This window comes from Aquabacterium soli (genome assembly GCF_003933735.1).
Taxonomy (GTDB): domain Bacteria; phylum Pseudomonadota; class Gammaproteobacteria; order Burkholderiales; family Burkholderiaceae_C; genus Aquabacterium; species Aquabacterium soli.
Genome location: NZ_RSED01000013.1, coordinates 60,123 through 78,200, shown reverse-complemented (window position 1 = coordinate 78,200; position 18,078 = coordinate 60,123). Strand labels below are relative to the sequence as shown.

The window sequence follows — 18,078 nt, the reverse complement described above, 5'->3', positions numbered from 1 at the left end:
GAAGTGTAGGGGCTGCTTGTGAGGAACGATGAGATTAATTGCGGGGGCTTACAGCAGGCCCTTGAGCAATTTGCCCATTTCCGACGGGTTGCGGGTGACGGTGAAGCCGCACTCTTCCATGATCGCCAGCTTGGCATCGGCCGTGTCTGCACCACCGGAAATCAGCGCACCGGCATGGCCCATGCGCTTGCCCGGAGGGGCGGTGACGCCCGCAATGAAGCCGACGATGGGCTTCTTCATGTTGGTCTTGCACCATTGGGCGGCTTCTGCTTCGTCAGGGCCGCCGATCTCGCCGATCATGATCACGGCGTCCGTGTCCGGATCGTCGTTGAAGGCCTTCATCACGTCGATGTGCTTGAGGCCGTTGATCGGGTCGCCACCGATGCCGACGGCGCTGGACTGGCCCAGGCCGAGTTCGGTCAATTGCGCCACGGCTTCATAGGTCAGCGTGCCGGAGCGGCTGACCACGCCGATGCGGCCCTTGCGGTGGATGTGGCCGGGCATGATGCCGATCTTGATCTCGTCGGGCGTGATCAGGCCGGGGCAGTTGGGACCCAGCAGCAGCGTCTTCTTGCCGCCGGCGGCTTCCTTGGCCTTCATCTTGTTGCGCACCATCAGCATGTCGCGCACGGGAATGCCTTCGGTGATGGCGATGACCAGGTCCAGATCAGCCTCGACGGCTTCCCAGATGGCGTCAGCGGCGCCAGCGGGCGGCACGTAGATCACGGACACCGTGGCGCCGGTCTGCGAGGCCGCTTCCTTGACGGAGGCGAAGATGGGGATGTCGGAGAACTTCTCGCCGGCCTTCTTGGGGTTCACGCCAGCGACGAATGCGTTCTTGCCGTTGGCATAGGCCTGGCAACCGAGGGTGTGGAACTGACCAGTCTTACCCGTGATGCCCTGGGTGATGACCTTGGTGTCCTTGTTGATGAGAATGCTCATGATGGTCTCGATTCCTTGGGCGTTACTTGACGGCGGCGACGATCTTGGTGGCCGCTTCGGCCATCGTGTCCACGCTGATGATGGGCAGACCGGAGTCCGCCAGCATCTTCTTGCCCAGTTCTTCGTTGGTGCCCTTCATGCGCACCACCAGCGGCACGTTCAGGTTCACGGCCTTGCAGGCGGTGATGACGCCATCGGCGATGGTGTCGCACTTCATGATGCCGCCGAAGATATTGACCAGGATGCCCTTGACCTTGGGGCTCTTGAGCATGATCTTGAAGGCTTCGGTGACCTTCTCGGCCGTGGCGCCGCCGCCCACATCGAGGAAGTTGGCGGGCTCGCCACCGAACAGCTTGATGGTGTCCATGGTGGCCATGGCCAGGCCGGCGCCGTTGACCAGGCAGCCAATGTTGCCGTCGAGCTGGATGTAGGCCAGGTCGAACTTGGAGGCTTCGACTTCGGCCGGGTCTTCTTCGTCCAGGTCGCGGTAGGCCACGATCTCCGGGTGGCGGAACAGGGCGTTGCTGTCGAAATTGAACTTGGCGTCCAGGGCGATCACATTGCCCTTGCCGTCGCGGTTCAGCGGGTTGATTTCAACCAGCGACGCGTCGGTTTCCATGTAGCACTGGTAGAGCTTCTGGAAGATGTCCTTGGCCTGGGCCTGCGAATCGGCCGGCATGCCGATGCCGTCGGCGATCTGCTGGGCTTGCGCATCGGTCAGGCCGGCCAGCGGGTCGATGAAGACGGTGATGATCTTCTCGGGCGTGCTGTGGGCGACTTCTTCGATGTCCATGCCGCCTTCGCTGGAGGCGATGAAAGCGATCTTCTGGGTGCCACGGTCGGTGACCACGGACACGTAGTATTCCTTCTGGATGTCGGCGCCGTCTTCGATGTAGAGGCGGTTGACCTTCTGGCCTTCGGGCCCGGTCTGGTGCGTCTTGAGCTGCATGCCCAGGATGTCGCCGGCCAGACGCTTGACATCGTCGAGCGACTTGGCGACCTTGACGCCGCCACCCTTGCCACGGCCGCCTGCGTGGATCTGGGCCTTCACGACCCACACGGGGCCACCCAGTTTCTCAGCCGCAGCGACGGCTTCGTCTACGGAAAATGCCGGGATGCCTCTTGGGACCGGCACGCCAAATCGGCTCAGGATCTCTTTGCCTTGGTACTCGTGGATTTTCATGTGAAGACTCGCAGTCTTTTGTGTAGCGTTCGTTCTTGTCGAACATGACAAAACCCCCGGGCCGATCGGACGCCGGGGGCGCGCCGCACGCGAATGGGTAATTCGTGCGGAGCACCTCTCAGCATAGCACCGCTGCCCCCTCGAATGCAGGGGCGCCGAACCGCTCAGCGGGGCTTTGCGAGGGTGGATTCAGTCAGCTTGTTCCGCATCACGGAACCCATCGCCACGCAAAACGCGCCGGATGACGTCACCCGAAAAGCCACGCCCGGCCAGGAAACGGGTCTGACGGGCACGGTCTTCCGGGGTGGTGGGCGGTTCGCCAAACCGGCGCGCCCACAGGGTGTGGGCCCGGTCGAATTCGGTGGCTTTGAGTTGCTCGGTGACGCTGCGGGTGAGCTCATCGGGCAGGCGGTGCTGGGACAGCTCGGCCTTGACGCGTGCCACGCCGTAACGGGCGGCCTTGCGATGCACCACCGATTCGGCAAAACGTTCGGCCGACAGGAGGCCGCGTTGCTCGAGCTCATCGAGCACACGCTGCACTTCGTCGGCCGATTCGGCGTGGGGCGCCAGCTTGCGGGTGAGTTCCAGGCGGGAGTGCTCGCGGGCAGCCAGGTACTTGAGCGCCCGCCCTTTCAGGGACAGCTGCGGCCTCATGAAGGCCCCATGCGCAGCAAGGCGCCTGCCCCGACCACCGCCTTATTCAGCGCTGGCAGCGACACCTGCCTGCATCGCGGCAACACCCAGCGACTCGCGGATCTTGTTTTCGATCTCGCGGGCCAGATCGGGGTTCTCGCGCAGGAACTCACGGGAGTTGTCCTTGCCCTGGCCGATCTTCTCGCCACCGTAGGCATACCAGGCGCCGGACTTGTCGACGATCTTGGCCGTGACGCCCAGGTCGATGATCTCGCCCTCCCGGGAGATGCCTTCGCCGTAGAGGATGTCGAACTCGGCCGTCTTGAAGGGGGGCGAGACCTTGTTCTTGACAACCTTGACCTTGGTCTCGTTGCCGATGATCTCTTCGCCCTTCTTGATGGAGCCGATGCGGCGGATGTCCAGGCGCACCGAAGCGTAGAACTTGAGCGCATTGCCACCCGTGGTGGTTTCGGGGCTGCCGAACATCACGCCGATCTTCATGCGGATCTGGTTGATGAAGATGACCATGCAGTTGGTCTTCTTGATGGTGGCGGTGAGCTTGCGCAGGGCCTGGCTCATCAGTCGGGCCTGCAGGCCGGGCAACGAATCACCCATTTCGCCTTCGAGTTCAGCCTTGGGCGTGAGGGCAGCCACCGAGTCGACGATGATCAGATCGACCGAGCCCGAACGCACCAGGGCGTCGACGATCTCGAGCGCCTGCTCGCCGGTGTCGGGCTGGGAGATCAACAGATCCTGCAGGTTGACACCGAGCTTCTGGGCGTACTGGGCATCGAGCGCATGCTCGGCATCGATGAAGGCGCAGACACCGCCCAGCTTCTGCATTTCGGCCGCGACCTGCAGGGTGAGCGTGGTCTTGCCCGAGGATTCAGGGCCGTAGATCTCGACCACGCGGCCACGCGGCAGACCGCCGACGCCCAGGGCGATGTCCAGGCCCAGAGAGCCGGTGGAGACAACCTGGATGTCTTCGATCACTTCGCCCTCGCCCAGACGCATGATGGAACCCTTGCCAAACTGCTTTTCGATCTGGGCCAGCGCGACCTGGAGGGCTTTGGCTTTTTCGGTGCTCAGGGCGGACTTGGCGGTGGCTTCCATGCGGGGTCTCCGAGGGGCGGCAGCAGGGGCCGCGAGAGGTTGGGTGGGTATCGGCCGGGCCGACGTGTTGGCGCCATTATGGCAAAGACTGGATCTTTGTACAGTACTCGTCTCTTTATTTTCACGCCCTCTGAAGGGTGGCCCGGTTGGGGGCAATGGATCAATCAGCCACCAGCCCATCATTTGCTGCACCGCAGCAAATGTGTATAGACTGTGCCCATGAGCCCTCGCCGTACACCCGCCAAGCCTGCCCCGTCCACCAGCAGCCCTTTGCGTCAAAACGCAGCGGCCAGCACTCAGTCCAAGGCGCCCGCCCGCAAGGCCATCACTCCGCGGCGCAAGAAGCCAGCGCCCGGCGACCGGCCCACGGTGGACCTGGCCTTGCAGGGCGGCGGATCCCACGGCGCCTTCACATGGGGTGTGCTCGACCGCCTGCTGGACGACGACGGGCTGAACTTCATGGGCATCTCAGGCACCAGCGCGGGTGCCTTGAACGGCGCAGTGATGCTCAGCGCCTATGTGCAGGGCCACGCCGAGGGCGGTGAGGCCGAGGCCCGCCGCCGGGCGCAGCAAGGCCTGCGCGATTTCTGGCAGGACGTCAGCCGCCACGGGCCCATCTTCTCGCCGCTCACGATCCAGAACGGCATGCTGCGGCCCGAGTTCAACTTCGACCAGTTCCCGGCCTACCAATGGCTGAACATGTTCACGCGGGCCTTCAGCCCCTATGAGTTCAACCCCCTGAACCTGAACCCACTGCGCGACGTGCTGCAGCGCCACGTGAAGGTCGAGGCCCTGCACCAGGGATGCCAGGATTGCGGCGTGCACCTGTTCATCACCGCCACTTCGGTGCGCACGGGCCAGGCCCGGGTCTTCACCGACCAAGCGCTGAGCGTGGACGCCCTGCTGGCCTCAGCCTGCCTGCCCTTCGTGTTCCAGGCCGTCGAGATCGACGGCGAGCCTTACTGGGATGGTGGCTATACCGGCAACCCCGCTCTTTTCCCGCTGATCTACAACACGCAGGCGATGGACATCCTGCTGGTCAAGATCAACGCGTTGATGCGGCACGACACGCCCACGCGCAGCATGGACATCATCGACCGGCTCAGCGAAATCACCTTCAACACCAGCCTGATCGGCGAGATGCGGGCCATTGCCTTCGTCTCGCGCCTGCTGAAGGAACAGAAGCTGGACCCGGGCCGCTACAAGGACCTGCGACTGCACATGGTGGCCGACGACGATGGATTGATGCCCTACAACGCCTCCAGCAAGTTCAACACCGACTGGGCTTTCCTGCAGCAGTTGCATGCCCTGGGGCGTCAGGCGGCCGAGGGATGGCTGGCGGCACACCGCGCAGACGTGGGCCACCGCAGTTCGCTGCAGATCGAAGACACCTTCCTGAGCAGCGCTGGCCTGAGCACTCACCCCTGACAGATCCGGCCAGGGTTCCGATAGGACGAATGTCCCATCCTTGCGCCCGGCAGCACGGCCATGCTGGTGTCCTCATTCAAACAGGAGAGACGCCATGCGGTCAGCCCGCCCCCTGCATCGACAACCCCTACCACGCCGTGGCCTACAGACAGCCCTGCGGCTGCTGACCTGCGCACTGGCTGCCCCGCTGATCAGCCATGCCGGCTGGGTCACCCTCGATGGCAAGCCACTGCCCGACAGGCCGGAGATGCGCTCGAACGGCAACCTGGGTGCCATGCTGGTCCTGAGCAACGATGGCGACGCGTTCAGGCGCGCATGGGCGCGCCCGACGCCCCCACAGTTGAAAAGCACAGACAAAGTGCGCCGGGGCGAGAAGCTCACCGCCAGCGTTCTCTACCATGGTTGCCAGGCCAATGCGCAGGGCGCCTGCGACCTCACCGTGCGCTTCAACATGGTCACGCCCGAAGGCCGTGTGACGCCCGGAGGCACCGGCCCGCTGGGCGATCGGCCCTCGCCCGATGGACAGGTGCAACTGGGTCACGCCAGCCTCGCGACGACATTCGATCACACCGATGCCATCGGCCGGTACCAGGTGCATGCCGTGATCACAGACCGGGTCGCGCGTCGCCAAGTGGCCCTGACGGCCTCGATCGACCTGATTCCCTAGCGCTCCAGCCTGGCGATACAGTGGCGTCCGGAAGAAGCACGACAGGAAGCACACGGGACGCCGCATGGAATTGAGCGATGAGCAAGCGATCAGGTTCGCGCGGTTCGCGCAGGCGGCGGCCCGAGTCGAGGGTGCCGACGGCTTCGAGCAACTGGTCGAGCAGCACGTGGCGGCGCTGCTGCCCCATGGCATGCTGCTGGCGGTGATCGGCCAGCGTCGCTTTGACCACCTCCACATCCGCCACCGCATCGGCGTGCGCTACCCGCCCTGGCTGCTGCAGCGCATCCCGGACGACATCAACATCCGCGAGCGGCCGGTGATCGAGCGCTGGCTGGGCAGCCGGCAGGCCGAGGTGATCGACCTTCCGGCGGACCGTGAGCGCCTGTCGCCTCGCGAAATTCAGGAGATCGAGTCCCTGGGACTGGGGCGATTGGCCGTGCACGGCGTGCCTGATCTGTCCGGCGCCATGGCCTCGTACTTCAGCTTCGCGCAGGTGCCCACCGATCTGGAACGCCCGCACATCATCGTCATGCTGAGCCTGTTGTGTCCCCTGCTGCATGGGGCCCTGTGCAGGCTGTACGCGCCTTCGCAAGCCCAAGATTATGCGCCCTACCGGTTGACAGCCATCGAGCGGGATCTGCTGGGCTGGCTGGCTGCGGGGCGGAGCAACCAGGAGATCGCCCAGTTGCGGGGCCGCAGCCCGGCCACCATCCGCAACCAGCTCGACAAGTTGTATGACAAGTTGCAGGTGGGCTCACGCGCCGAGGCGGTGGCCCTGGTCCTCAGCGATGGCGGCCTGTGACAAGACGCGGCCCCAAGGAAGATCGGCAAGGCCGGCGCCTCCCCGGTAAAATCGGCGGATGACCGTCCCCGCTTCGCCCTCTCAAGCTGTTCCCACCCCGCCCCCCATGCGCCTGTCCGGCCTGGAGCCGGTCCACATCGGCCAGGGTACGCTCTTCGTGAACGTGGGCGAGCGCACCAACGTGACGGGCTCCAAGGCCTTCGCCCGCATGATCCTGGAAGGCCGCTTCGAGGATGCGCTGTCGGTGGCCCGCCAGCAGGTGGAGAACGGCGCCCAGGTCATCGACATCAACATGGACGAGGCCATGCTGGACAGCAAGGCGGCCATGGTGCGCTTTCTGAACCTGATCGCCGGCGAGCCGGAGATCGCGCGCGTGCCCATCATGATCGACTCGTCCAAGTGGGACGTGATCGAGGCGGGCCTCAAGTGCGTGCAGGGCAAGGGCATCGTCAACTCGATCTCGCTGAAGGAAGGCGAGGCCGAGTTCAAGCGCCAGGCGCGCCTGATCAAGCGCTATGGCGCGGCCAGCGTGGTGATGGCCTTCGACGAGGTCGGTCAGGCCGACACCTACGCCCGCAAGACCGAGATCTGCGAGCGCGCCTACCGCATCCTGGTCGACGAGGTGGGCTTCGCGCCCGAGGACATCGTCTTCGACCCGAACATCTTCGCCGTGGCCACCGGCATCGAAGAGCACGACAACTACGCGGTCGACTTCATCAACGCCACGCGCTGGATCAAGCAGAACCTGCCGGGCGCCAAGATCAGCGGCGGCGTGTCGAACGTGAGCTTCAGCTTCCGCGGCAACGAGCCGGTGCGCGAGGCCATCCACACCGTGTTCCTGTACCACGCCATCCAGGCAGGCATGGACATGGGCATCGTCAACGCCGGCATGGTCGGCGTGTACGACAACCTCGACGCACAACTGCGCGAGCGCGTGGAAGACGTGGTGCTCAATCGCCAGCCCATCTACCGCGAGGGCGACGACACCAGCCAGACACCCACCGAGCGCCTGCTGGCGATTGCCGAACAGGTCAAGGGCACGGCCAAGGACGACAGCGCCAAGTTGGCTTGGCGCGGCACGGCTGAAGAGCCGGCCACCGTGGAGCACCGCCTGAGCCACGCGCTGGTGCACGGCATCACGGATTTCATCGTGCTTGACACCGAAGAGGCCTGGCAGAAGATCAAGGCCGGCGGTGGCCGCCCGCTGCACGTGATCGAAGGCCCGCTGATGGCCGGCATGAACACCGTGGGCGATCTGTTCGGCGCAGGCAAGATGTTCCTGCCGCAGGTGGTCAAGAGCGCCCGCGTGATGAAGCAGGCCGTGGCCCACCTGCTGCCCTACATCGAAGAAGAGAAGAAGCAGTTGATCGCGGCAGGCGGCGATGCCAAGGCCAAGGGCAAGATCGTGATCGCCACCGTCAAGGGCGATGTGCACGACATCGGCAAGAACATCGTCACCGTCGTCCTGCAGTGCAACAACTTCGAGGTGGTGAACATGGGCGTGATGGTGCCCTGCGCCGACATCCTGGCCAAGGCCAAGGAAGAAGGCGCCGACATCATCGGCCTGTCGGGCCTGATCACGCCCAGCCTGGAAGAGATGCAGTACGTGGCCGGCGAGATGGAGCGCGACGAGTACTTCCGCACGCGCCAGTTGCCGCTGCTGATCGGCGGCGCCACGTGCTCGCGCGTGCACACAGCCGTGAAGATCGCGCCCAACTTCAGCGGGCCGGTGGTGTACGTGCCCGATGCGTCGCGCGCCGTGGGGGTGTGCTCCGAGCTGCTCAGCCCCGAGCGCCAGACCGCCTACATCGCCGAGCTGAACGCCGACTACGAGAAAGTGCGCCAGCAGCACGCCAACAAGAAGGCCACGCCCATGGTGTCGCTGGCCGAGGCGCGCGCCAACAAGACGCCGGTGGACTGGTCGGCCCACACGCCCGAGGCGCCCAAGTTCCTGGGCCGGCGCGTGTTCAAGAACTACGACCTGGGCGAGCTGGCCCCCTACATCGACTGGGGCCCCTTCTTCCAGACCTGGGACCTGGCCGGTCCTTTCCCCGCCATCCTCAAGGACGAGGTGGTGGGTGAAGAAGCCACGCGCGTCTACGCCGACGCCCAGGCCATGCTCAAGAAGATCGTGGAAGGCCGCTGGCTGGCGGCGCATGGCGTGATCGCCCTGTACCCGGCCAACACCGTCAACGACGACGTGATCGAGGTCTACCGCGACGAGACCCGCAGCGAGGTGCTGATGAAGTGGGCGCCGCTGCGCATGCAGACCGAGCGCCCCGTGGTCAATGGCGTGCGGCGTCCCAACCGCAGCCTGGCCGATTTCATCGCGCCGCGCACTGATGCGGGTGGCAAGCCCGACTACATCGGCCTGTTCGCCGTGACGGCCGGCCTGAACATCGAGAAGAAGGAAGCGGAGTTCATGGCCCGCCATGACGACTACTCCGCCATCATGCTCAAGGCCCTGGCCGACCGCCTGGCCGAAGCCTTTGCCGAGCGCATGCACGAGCGCGTGCGCAAGGAGTTCTGGGCCTATGCCGAGCAGGAGCAGCTGGGCAACACCGAGCTGATCAAGGAACAGTACCGCGGCATCCGCCCGGCTCCGGGTTACCCGGCCTGCCCCGATCACACCGTCAAGCGCGAGATGTTCAAGGTGCTCGATGCGCACGATGTGCACATGCACCTGACGGAAAGCCTGGCGATGATGCCGGCGGCCAGCGTGAGTGGCTTCTACATGGCCCACCCCGAGGCCGATTACTTCAACGTGGGCAAGATCTCCGGTGATCAGCTGGAAGACTGGGCCGAGCACACGGGCCTGAGCATCACCGAAGCCGAACGGGCTCTGTCACCCAATCTGTAGGGCGTTTTCGCCCGCTTTGTCAGCGTGCTTCCTACAGCACGCGGGGCCTTACAACTTGTCACCCAAACCTTTGATGTGTGCCGTGATTTAGCGCACGGCACGTTACCCCTGGACTGCTTGAAAACACGGAGCATCGCGCCGATACCGGTCGGAGGCGTTCACTAGGCAGTACCCAAGAATTTGAACGAACGCCCCAGGGTTTCAGTGGGTCGATTGTTCGGATTGGTGGCGTGCATGAAGTGGATGGGATGGGCTGCCGCGCGCATGGCGGTGATCGCGGCAGTGGCCGCGAGCGTTCTCAGCGCCTGCGGTGGTGGCGGTGGTGGCGGCGGCGGAAGCAGCGCCAGCACGGGCGGAAGTACCTCAGGTCAAGCCGCCTCTGAATCAGGTGGCAGTGGCTCGAACGTCACTGGCCAGACCACGGCCATCAGCGCACGGGACGCACATCGCTTTCTCGTTCAGGCGAGCTTCGGGGCCACGCAAGCCTCCGTGGCCAATGTGCAGTCCCTGGGTTATGCAGGCTGGATCGATGCCCAGCTCGACGCCGGCATCTCGGTCTCGCACGTGGCCACGGTGGATGCATCGGTCGCCAGGATGAATGCCGACAAGGCGCGCGCGCAAGACATTCCGTACACCTGGTGGACCCATGCCGTGCAGGATCCGGCCCAATTGCGCCAGCGTGTGGCCTATGCCCTGTCGCAGATTTTCGTGGTGTCGACGATGGACTCGACATTGGCAGACAACGCCCGCCTGGTAGCCAGCTACATGGACATGCTGACCGAACGCAGCACCGGCTCCTACCGTGAGCTGCTGGAGGGCGTGGCGCTGCACCCAGCCATGGGCGTGTACCTCTCGACGTTGCAGAACCGCAAGGAAGACCCGATCAGCGGCCGTATCCCGGACGAGAACTTCGCGCGAGAAGTGATGCAGCTGTTCTCCATTGGCCTGTACGAACTCAACGACGATGGCAGCCCCAAGCTGGTCAACGGTCAGCCCGTCGAAACCTACACCTCTGACGATGTGCGCGGTCTGGCCAAGGTGTTCACAGGCTGGAGCTGGCACCGTCCGGCAGGCAACAACGCCGAATGGTGGCGCTGCTTCTGGCCCTCGACAGGGTGCAACGACTTCTCCCTGCAGAGCAGGATGCCCATGAGCGGCTACGCCGAGGCGCACTCCACCAGCGAGAAGCGCTTCCTGGGAATCACCATCCCGGCGCAGACGACGGCCAACCCGGCCCTCAGCCTGCGCCTGGCCCTGGACCGCCTGGCCACCCACCCCAACACGGCGCCCTTCATCAGCAAACAGCTGATCCAGCGCCTGGTGACCAGCAATCCGAGCCCCGCGTACGTGGCGCGGGTGAGCGCTGCGTTCCGCGGCAGCAATGGCAACCTGCGCTCCGTGGTCAAGGCCATCTTGCTGGATGCGGAGGCGCGCTCGCCCTCCACGGCCGTCAGCATGGCCACCTACGGCAAGCTGCGCGAGCCCGTGCTTCGCATGACCCAGCTGCTGCGCGCCATCCCACACAGCTCGACGATGTACGGCACGCTGCAATCTGCCCAGAACGCAGCCCCCTTCTATTACGCATCAAGCACGGACGACCCCGCCTACGCCCTGGGTCAGACACCGATGCGTTCGCCTTCGGTCTTCAACTTCTACCGCCCTGGCTACAAGCCTCCGCGCAGCCAGTTGGGCACCTTGCAACTCGTCGCCCCGGAAATGCAGATCACCAATGAAACCTCGGTGCTCGGCTATGCCAACTTCATCACCAGTGCCCTGGATCAAGGTTGGGGCGAGACCAACCCACAAACCGGCAAGCCCGATATCCAGTTCAACCTCAGTGTGCTCCAAGCCCTGGACGATGGCAGCGACAGCGCCCGCCCGCAACGGCTGGTCGATGAAGCCGCGCGCCGCCTGGTCGGAGGCACGCTGAGCGGGGCCCTGAACGAGCGCGTGGTCACCGCCGTGGGCGCGATGCCGCGCGGCACCGACCAGCAAAAGCGCCGGCGGGCCGCCGCCGCCGTGGCGCTGATCGCACTGTCCCCCTCCTACATCGTCCAGCAATAAGGTCATCAACATGAGCCAACAAGCCAGCCGCCGCGCCTTTCTGCGGCACGCCGCCGCACTGGGTTCTCTGGGCGCTGCAGCCCCGCTGGGCATGAGCCTGTCCATGCTGGGCCACGCGTCGGCCCAGGCCGCCCAGGGCGACTACAAGGCCTTGGTCTGTGTGTTCCTGGCGGGAGGCAACGATGCCTACAACACCGTGGTACCCACCGACAGCGACTCATGGACACACTATGTGAACCAACGCGACCCGATGGCGCGTGGCTCCGCCGGATCAGGCACATCGATCGCCCTGCTGCCTGCGGGCACGGCCGCCAACACCCAGGCAGAGGCCGGCTCGCCGGCACGTCTGGGCGGTGTTCTGCCCATCGGCCATTCGGGCCGTGCGGCGCATGCATCACGCCAGTTCGCGATGCATCCGCTGCTGACGGATGTTCAAGGCCTTCATCAGGCTGGCCGCGTGGCCGTGCTGGCCAACGTGGGCCCGCTCAAGCGCCGTCTGACCAAGGCGGAGTATCTCGGTGAAGTGGCACCGCGGCCGGCCAAGCTGTTCTCGCACAACGACCAGCAATCGACCTGGCAATCGTTCTCGCCTGAAGGTGCCGACAATGGTTGGGGCGGCCGCATGGGCGACCTGCTGATGTCGGGCAATGCCACCGGGCTGGGCGCGGCGGCAGGGCTGGCACAGCGCTCCTTCACCTGCCTGTCTCCTGGCAGCAATGGCATCTGGTTGTCGGGCGCACAGGTGCAGGCCTTGCAGGTGGGCGCGATGGGGCTGCTCGACCTGGGCGGTTGGGGGTCGGTGTTGGGCAGTTCCTCGCTGCGCAGCGCCATGGCCGAGGTGATGAGCACCGGCACGGCAGACAACCTCTTCTGGGCCGACCACCAAGCGGTGGCGCAACGCAGCATGGCCATTCAATCCCTGATCGGGCCCATCCTGCCGCCTCTGAGCAGCACGAACGGCTCCGCGCCCTGGGCCACACCTGGCAATGCCAATCCGTGGATCGACCCGATGCTGAGCTACCTCAGCCCCAACACCGGCGCGGCGCGCTTCAACTCCCTGGCATTGCAGTTCCAGATGGTGGCCCGTCTGATCGATGCCAACCGGACAGGCAACCTGGGCATGCGGCGCCAGGTGTTCATGGTGACACTGGGTGGCTTTGACACACACGCCATCCAGAACCAGGAGCACAGCGAGCGCATGGCACAGCTGAACCATGCCTTGGCCTACTTCGACCGCGTGCTTGGCCAGATGCCCAGCGGCGACATGCGCAATCAGGTCACCACCTTCACCGCGTCAGAGTTTGGCCGCAACCTGGCCAACAACGGCGATGGCACCGACCATGGCTGGGGCAGCCACCATCTCATCATGGGTGGGGCGGTGAACGGCCGGGAGGTGTATGGCACCTACCCGCAACTGGCCACCGGCAACACCAACAACCAGTACGACAGTCCCGACCTGCTGCAGAACGGCGCCATGCTGCCATCGACCTCGGTGGACCAGTACGCCTACACGCTCGGTAAGTGGATGGGCCTGTCGGCCGGCGATCTCAGTGGCATCCTGCCCAACCTGGGCAACTTCAACTCATCCACGCACGATCTCGGTTTCATGGCCACGTGACGTCCCCGTGACGCTTCACGCTCGTGCCGCCGCCACCTCTTGCGACAGCAGTTCGACCGTCGAGATCAGCTGCGTCACGTCCAGCGGCTTGGTCAGGTAGGCCTTGAAACCCCAGGCCTGGGCACGGCGGATGGTGTCGGGCATGGCGTCGGCCGACAGGGCCACCCTGGGGATGCCCGTGGTCTCGACATCCTGGTCTAGCAGGCGCACCACGTCGAACCCGCTCATGTCGCCCAGCTGCATGTCCAGCAGCAGCAGGTCGGGACGGCGGCGGCGAACGGCGGCCAGGGCTTCGGTGCCGTTGTGCGCCACCGTCACGCGGCACCAGGGCAGCAGCGACAGGATCTCGGTGACCAGGTCGATGTTGATCTGGTTGTCCTCGGCATAGAGCACCTCCAGGCGGGGGTGGCCGTCGGGGTCGTCGATGCCCTCATCCAGGAGGGACGGCTCGTCGGCCGCCAGAGGCTGACGCGCCAGCACGGGGGCCGTGGCCACGGGCAGCCAGCAGCGCATGCGCGTGCCTTCGTCGGGCGTGCTGTGCACCTCCAGGTCGCCATCCATCACCTGCAGCAGGCGCTTGACGATGACCAGACCGATGCCCGAGCCCTCGACGCCGGTCTGCTCGGCACCCAGGCGGTTGAAGGGCTCGAACAGGTGAGCCTGCTGGTCTTCGGTCATGCCGCGGCCGGTATCGCTGACCTCCAGCATCACGCGCTCGCCCTCGCGGCGTGCCTGCACACGCACATGGCCGCCCCGGCGGTTGTACTTGACGCCGTTGGACAGCAGGTTGACCAGCACCTGCTGCAGCCGCAGGCGGTCGGCCAGCACGGTCAGGTCATCGCATTCATCGCAAGGCTGCAGGTGCACGCCGCTCTCGGCGGCCAGGCTGCCGACCAGGTCCAGCGCATGCTCGAAGGCAGCGCGGCTGGACACCGGTTCCAGCGACAGCGGCAACCGTCCTGATTCGATGCGCGAGAGATCCAGCACGTCGTTGATCACGGCCAGCAGATGCTGTCCGGCCTGCTCCATCACCTCGATCTTCTGTCGTTGGCCGCTGGTGAGCGGCTCGCTTTCAGGCATCTTGAGCAACTGGGCAAAGCCCAGGATGGCGTTGAGCGGCGTGCGCAGCTCATGGCTCATGCGCGAGAGGAACTCTGATTTGGCGGCGCTGGCCTGCTCGGCCGCCTGCACCTGCACAGTGGCGCTGCGGTAGAGCTTTTCTTCGGTGACGTCATGGATGTAGCCCACGCGCACGAAGCGCCCGTTGATCTGGCAGCCGGACATGGCCCGGCCGGCCACGGTGCGCACACCCTTGTCTCCCAGCACCACGCGGAACTCGAACTCGGCCGGGTCGGATGCCTTCATGGCCGATTCACACAGCACGCGGACCATGGAGCGGTCTGCGGGGTAGACGTGTTCGTAAGCGGACTCGAAGCTCGACTTCCATTCGTCGGGCGCGATGCCCAGGATGTCGCGCACGCCATCGCTGCAGTAGACGACGCTGGGCAGCCCGCGGTGATCCGGTTCGAGCACGTAGAGCACGCCCGGCACGTTTCGGCTGAGGCTGGCCAGCACCTCCAGTTCGGTCTGCATGTTGGCGATCTGCGCGCGCAGCGCCGCCACTTCTTCCTTCAGCGCCCGGGGATCGTCCCCCGGCCCGGCTGTCGGCCTGTCAGGCATGGGCTCTCCTCAATACTGCTACTGCTGTTGTCATCCCCCGCTTGACTGTGACACAAATCGGCGGGGACAGGCCAGGGGAAAGACCTGTCAGCACGGAGGATGGATCAGCGACCGGCCAGCAAGGGCTTGAGGTAACGGCCGGTGTGGCTGCCCGGGTGCTCGACCAGGGCCTCGGGCGTGCCGGCCAGCAGCAGCTGGCCACCGCCGGAACCCCCCTCCGGGCCCATGTCGATCAGCCAGTCGGCCGTCTTGATCACGTCCAGATTGTGTTCGATGACCACGATGGTATTGCCGGCGTCGCGCAGCTGGTGTAACACCTTGAGTAACAAGGCGATGTCGTGAAAATGCAGCCCGGTGGTGGGCTCATCCAGGATGTACAGCGTGCGGCCGGTGTCGCGCTTGGACAACTCCAGGCCCAGCTTGACGCGCTGCGCCTCGCCGCCCGACAGGGTGGTGGCGCTCTGGCCCAGGCGGATGTAGCCCAGGCCGACGTCCATCAGGGTCTGCAGCTTGCGGGCAATGGCAGGCACGGCGCTGAAGAAGGCCAGGGCGTCTTCCACCGTGAGGTCGAGCACCTCGTGGATGTTCTTGCCCTTGTAGAGCACCTCCAGCGTCTCGCGGTTGTAGCGCTTGCCGTGGCAGGTGTCGCAAGGCACGTACACGTCGGGCAGGAAGTGCATCTCCACCTTGATGACGCCGTCGCCCTGGCAGGCCTCGCAGCGGCCACCGGCCACGTTGAAGGAGAAGCGCCCTGCCCCGTAGCCGCGCTCGCGGGCCGTGGGCACGTCGGCGAACAGCTCGCGGATGGGCGTGAACAGGCCCGTGTAGGTGGCCGGGTTGCTGCGCGGCGTGCGGCCGATGGGAGACTGGTCGACGTTGATGACCTTGTCGAACAGCTCCAGGCCTTCGATCTCGTCGTGCGGTGCGGGCTCGAGGTGGCTCTGGTAGAGCTTGCGGGCCACGGCGGCATACAGCGTGTCGTTGACCAGGGTGGACTTGCCCGATCCGGACACGCCGGTGACGCAGGTCAGCAGGCCCACGGGGATCTCGGCCGTGACGCCCTTGAGGTTGTGGCCACGTGCGTTGACGATGCGCAGGCGCGGGGTCTCGTCCGTCAGCGGGTGGCGCTTGCCCGGCACCTCGATGCGCAGCGCCTGGGCCAGGTAGCGGCCGGTCAGGCTGTTCTCGTTGTCGGTGACCTGCTGGGGCGTGCCCTGCGCCAGCACGCGCCCTCCGTGCACGCCGGCTCCGGGGCCCATGTCGACCACGTGGTCGGCGGCGCGGATCATGTCTTCATCATGCTCGACCACGATCACGCTGTTGCCCAGGTCGCGCAGGTGCCTGAGCGTGCCGATCAGGCGGTCGTTGTCGCGCTGGTGCAGGCCGATGCTGGGCTCGTCGAGCACATACATCACGCCCGTGAGGCCCGAGCCGATCTGGCTGGCCAGGCGGATGCGCTGGGCCTCGCCGCCCGACAGGGTGTCGGCGCTGCGGTCCAGGCTGAGGTAGTTCAGGCCCACGTCGTTCAGGAAGCGCAGGCGCGAGCGGATCTCGTGCACCACCTTGGCGGCGATCTCGGCCTTGGCGCCCACCAGGTGCAGGCCTTCGAAGTAGCGGAAGGCCTCGGCCAGGGTGCTGTGGCCGATCTCGTAGATGGCACGGGTCTCGCCGGTGTCGGCGTCGTGCAGCTTGACGTGGCGGGCCTCGCGGCGCAGGCGAGTGCCATCGCACTCCGGGCAGGCCTTGGGCTGCTGGTAGCGGCCCAGTTCTTCACGCACGGCGGATGAGTCCGTCTCCTTGAAGCGCCGTTCGAAGTTGGGGATGATGCCTTCGAAGGCGTGCGTGCGCTTGACCTTGCGCTTCTTGCCGGCGGGGCCGTCGGCCTCGTAGGTGAACTCGATCTCGACCGGGGCCGAGCCGTGCAGGATCACCTGCTGGAAATCGGGCGGCAGCTCTTCGAAGGGCTCTTCGATGTCGACACCGTAGTGCTTGCCCAGGCTTTGCAGCAACGAGTAGGTGTAGGGGTTGCGGCGGTCCCAGCCTTTGACGGCGCCGCTGCCCAGGCTGAGGCTGGGGAAGGCCACCACGCGCTGCGGGTCGAAGGCGATGACCTGTCCCAGGCCGTCGCAGCTGGGACAGGCCCCCACGGGCGAGTTGAACGAGAACAGGCGCGGCTCGAGTTCGGCCAGCGAGTAGCTGCACACCGGGCAGGCGAACTTGGCCGAAAACAGGTGCTCCTTGCCGGTGTCCATCTCCAGCGCCAGCGCACGGCCATCGGCCATGCGCAGGGCGGCTTCGAAGCTTTCGGCCAGGCGCTGGGTGATGTCGGCCTTGACCTTCACCCGGTCGATCACGACGTCGATGTCGTGCTTCTCGTTCTTGACCAGGGGCTTGAGATCGGCCACCTCGGTGATCTGGCCATCGATGCGGAAGCGCACATAGCCCTGCGACTGCATCTCCGCGAACAGCTCGGCGTGCTCGCCCTTGCGGTCGCGCAGCACGGGCGCCAGGATCATCAGCTTGGTGTCCTCGGGCAGGGCCAGCACGGCGTCGACCATCTGGCTCACGCTCTGGGCCTGCAGCGGGATGGCGTGGTCCGGGCAGAAGGGGGTGCCCGCGCGGGCGTAGAGCAGGCGCAGGTAGTCGTGGATCTCGGTGACGGTGCCGACGGTGGATCGCGGGTTGTGGCTGGTGGCCTTCTGCTCGATGCTGATCGCGGGCGACAGGCCCTCGATCACGTCGACATCGGGCTTGTCCATCAGCTGCAGGAACTGGCGGGCGTAGGCGCTCAGGCTTTCCACATAGCGGCGCTGGCCTTCGGCGTACAGCGTGTCGAAAGCCAGGCTGGACTTGCCCGATCCCGACAGCCCGGTGATCACGACCAGCTGGTGGCGTGGCAGATCAAGGTCGATGTTTTTCAGATTGTGGGTGCGCGCCCCACGGATCTGGATGGTCGGCGCCTCGCCCTTGGGGGAAGGCGCTGGGGCGGGCGCGGAAACAGGAGGGGTGTCGGGGCGGGGCATCGTCGGGCGCACTGTCGAATCTGGCAAGGCAACCGACCATCATACGTCGGACGCTGGGGGAAACC

The 18,078-nt window shown here is 65.6% G+C and carries 12 protein-coding genes; 6 read left to right on the top strand and 6 right to left on the bottom strand.

Annotation, left to right across the window (positions count from 1 at the left end; translation table 11 throughout):
- Positions 1 to 48 precede the first annotated feature (48 nt).
- From sucD to recA, 4 genes are all read right to left on the bottom strand, one after another.
- Positions 49 to 942, bottom strand: coding sequence for a succinate--CoA ligase subunit alpha (gene sucD / locus EIP75_RS16435; RefSeq protein WP_125244367.1), 894 nt, complete (start codon positions 940 to 942; stop codon positions 49 to 51).
- A gap of 22 nt (positions 943 to 964) precedes the next feature.
- Positions 965 to 2,125 carry an ADP-forming succinate--CoA ligase subunit beta gene (gene sucC / locus EIP75_RS16430; RefSeq protein WP_125244366.1) on the bottom strand — a complete coding sequence of 387 codons (1,161 nt, stop codon included), beginning with the start codon at positions 2,123 to 2,125 and terminating at the stop codon, positions 965 to 967.
- A 189-nt stretch (positions 2,126 to 2,314) separates the two neighbouring features.
- A complete protein-coding gene (gene recX / locus EIP75_RS16425; RefSeq protein WP_125244365.1) occupies positions 2,315 to 2,779 on the bottom strand; it encodes a recombination regulator RecX in 465 nt (154 codons plus the stop codon).
- A 42-nt stretch (positions 2,780 to 2,821) separates the two neighbouring features.
- Positions 2,822 to 3,871, bottom strand: coding sequence for a recombinase RecA (recA, locus tag EIP75_RS16420; RefSeq protein ID WP_125244364.1), 1,050 nt, complete (start codon positions 3,869 to 3,871; stop codon positions 2,822 to 2,824).
- A 219-nt stretch (positions 3,872 to 4,090) separates the two neighbouring features.
- Here recA and EIP75_RS16415 point away from each other — a divergent pair, with 219 nt between their 5' ends.
- From EIP75_RS16415 to EIP75_RS16390, 6 genes are all read left to right on the top strand, one after another.
- Positions 4,091 to 5,299 carry a patatin-like phospholipase family protein gene (locus EIP75_RS16415; RefSeq protein ID WP_125244363.1) on the top strand — a complete coding sequence of 403 codons (1,209 nt, stop codon included), beginning with the start codon at positions 4,091 to 4,093 and terminating at the stop codon, positions 5,297 to 5,299.
- A 94-nt stretch (positions 5,300 to 5,393) separates the two neighbouring features.
- Entirely contained in the window at positions 5,394 to 5,966 is a 573-nt protein-coding gene (locus EIP75_RS16410) for a hypothetical protein (protein WP_125244362.1), read from the top strand.
- A gap of 64 nt (positions 5,967 to 6,030) precedes the next feature.
- The gene (locus EIP75_RS16405) at positions 6,031 to 6,768 is read left to right on the top strand and encodes a helix-turn-helix transcriptional regulator (protein WP_125244361.1); all 738 of its coding nucleotides are present in this window, start codon (positions 6,031 to 6,033) and stop codon (positions 6,766 to 6,768) included.
- A 58-nt stretch (positions 6,769 to 6,826) separates the two neighbouring features.
- Positions 6,827 to 9,628 (top strand): methionine synthase, encoded by a 2,802-nt coding sequence (gene metH, locus EIP75_RS16400; RefSeq protein ID WP_125244360.1) that lies wholly within the window; start codon positions 6,827 to 6,829, stop codon positions 9,626 to 9,628.
- Between the two features lie 234 nt (positions 9,629 to 9,862).
- Positions 9,863 to 11,692 carry a DUF1800 domain-containing protein gene (locus EIP75_RS16395; protein WP_125244359.1) on the top strand — a complete coding sequence of 610 codons (1,830 nt, stop codon included), beginning with the start codon at positions 9,863 to 9,865 and terminating at the stop codon, positions 11,690 to 11,692.
- A 10-nt stretch (positions 11,693 to 11,702) separates the two neighbouring features.
- Positions 11,703 to 13,310, top strand: a complete 1,608-nt coding sequence (locus tag EIP75_RS16390) for a DUF1501 domain-containing protein (RefSeq protein WP_125244358.1) — start codon at positions 11,703 to 11,705, stop codon at positions 13,308 to 13,310.
- A gap of 15 nt (positions 13,311 to 13,325) precedes the next feature.
- Here the strand turns inward: EIP75_RS16390 and EIP75_RS16385 are convergent, their stop codons facing one another.
- Both EIP75_RS16385 and uvrA read right to left on the bottom strand, forming a co-directional pair.
- Complete coding sequence (locus tag EIP75_RS16385) at positions 13,326 to 14,990, bottom strand: hybrid sensor histidine kinase/response regulator (RefSeq protein ID WP_125244357.1); 1,665 nt, start codon at positions 14,988 to 14,990, stop codon at positions 13,326 to 13,328.
- Positions 14,991 to 15,094: 104 nt separating this feature from the next.
- Positions 15,095 to 18,013, bottom strand: a complete 2,919-nt coding sequence (uvrA, locus tag EIP75_RS16380; RefSeq protein WP_125244356.1) for an excinuclease ABC subunit UvrA — start codon at positions 18,011 to 18,013, stop codon at positions 15,095 to 15,097.
- Positions 18,014 to 18,078 lie beyond the last annotated feature (65 nt).

Bases quoted from the DNA above. Each gene is read 5' to 3' on its own strand.
- EIP75_RS16415 (WP_125244363.1), top strand. From the start codon at position 4,091: ATGAGCCCTCGCCGTACACCCGCCAAGCCTGCCCCGTCCACCAGCAGC.
- EIP75_RS16395 (WP_125244359.1), top strand. From the start codon at position 9,863: ATGAAGTGGATGGGATGGGCTGCCGCGCGCATGGCGGTGATCGCGGCA.
- EIP75_RS16390 (WP_125244358.1), top strand. From the start codon at position 11,703: ATGAGCCAACAAGCCAGCCGCCGCGCCTTTCTGCGGCACGCCGCCGCA.
- EIP75_RS16385 (WP_125244357.1), bottom strand. From the start codon at position 14,990: ATGCCTGACAGGCCGACAGCCGGGCCGGGGGACGATCCCCGGGCGCTG.
- recX (WP_125244365.1), bottom strand. From the start codon at position 2,779: ATGAGGCCGCAGCTGTCCCTGAAAGGGCGGGCGCTCAAGTACCTGGCT.
- EIP75_RS16410 (WP_125244362.1), top strand. From the start codon at position 5,394: ATGCGGTCAGCCCGCCCCCTGCATCGACAACCCCTACCACGCCGTGGC.
- sucD (WP_125244367.1), bottom strand. From the start codon at position 942: ATGAGCATTCTCATCAACAAGGACACCAAGGTCATCACCCAGGGCATC.
- uvrA (WP_125244356.1), bottom strand. From the start codon at position 18,013: ATGCCCCGCCCCGACACCCCTCCTGTTTCCGCGCCCGCCCCAGCGCCT.
- sucC (WP_125244366.1), bottom strand. From the start codon at position 2,125: ATGAAAATCCACGAGTACCAAGGCAAAGAGATCCTGAGCCGATTTGGC.
- recA (WP_125244364.1), bottom strand. From the start codon at position 3,871: ATGGAAGCCACCGCCAAGTCCGCCCTGAGCACCGAAAAAGCCAAAGCC.
- metH (WP_125244360.1), top strand. From the start codon at position 6,827: ATGACCGTCCCCGCTTCGCCCTCTCAAGCTGTTCCCACCCCGCCCCCC.
- EIP75_RS16405 (WP_125244361.1), top strand. From the start codon at position 6,031: ATGGAATTGAGCGATGAGCAAGCGATCAGGTTCGCGCGGTTCGCGCAG.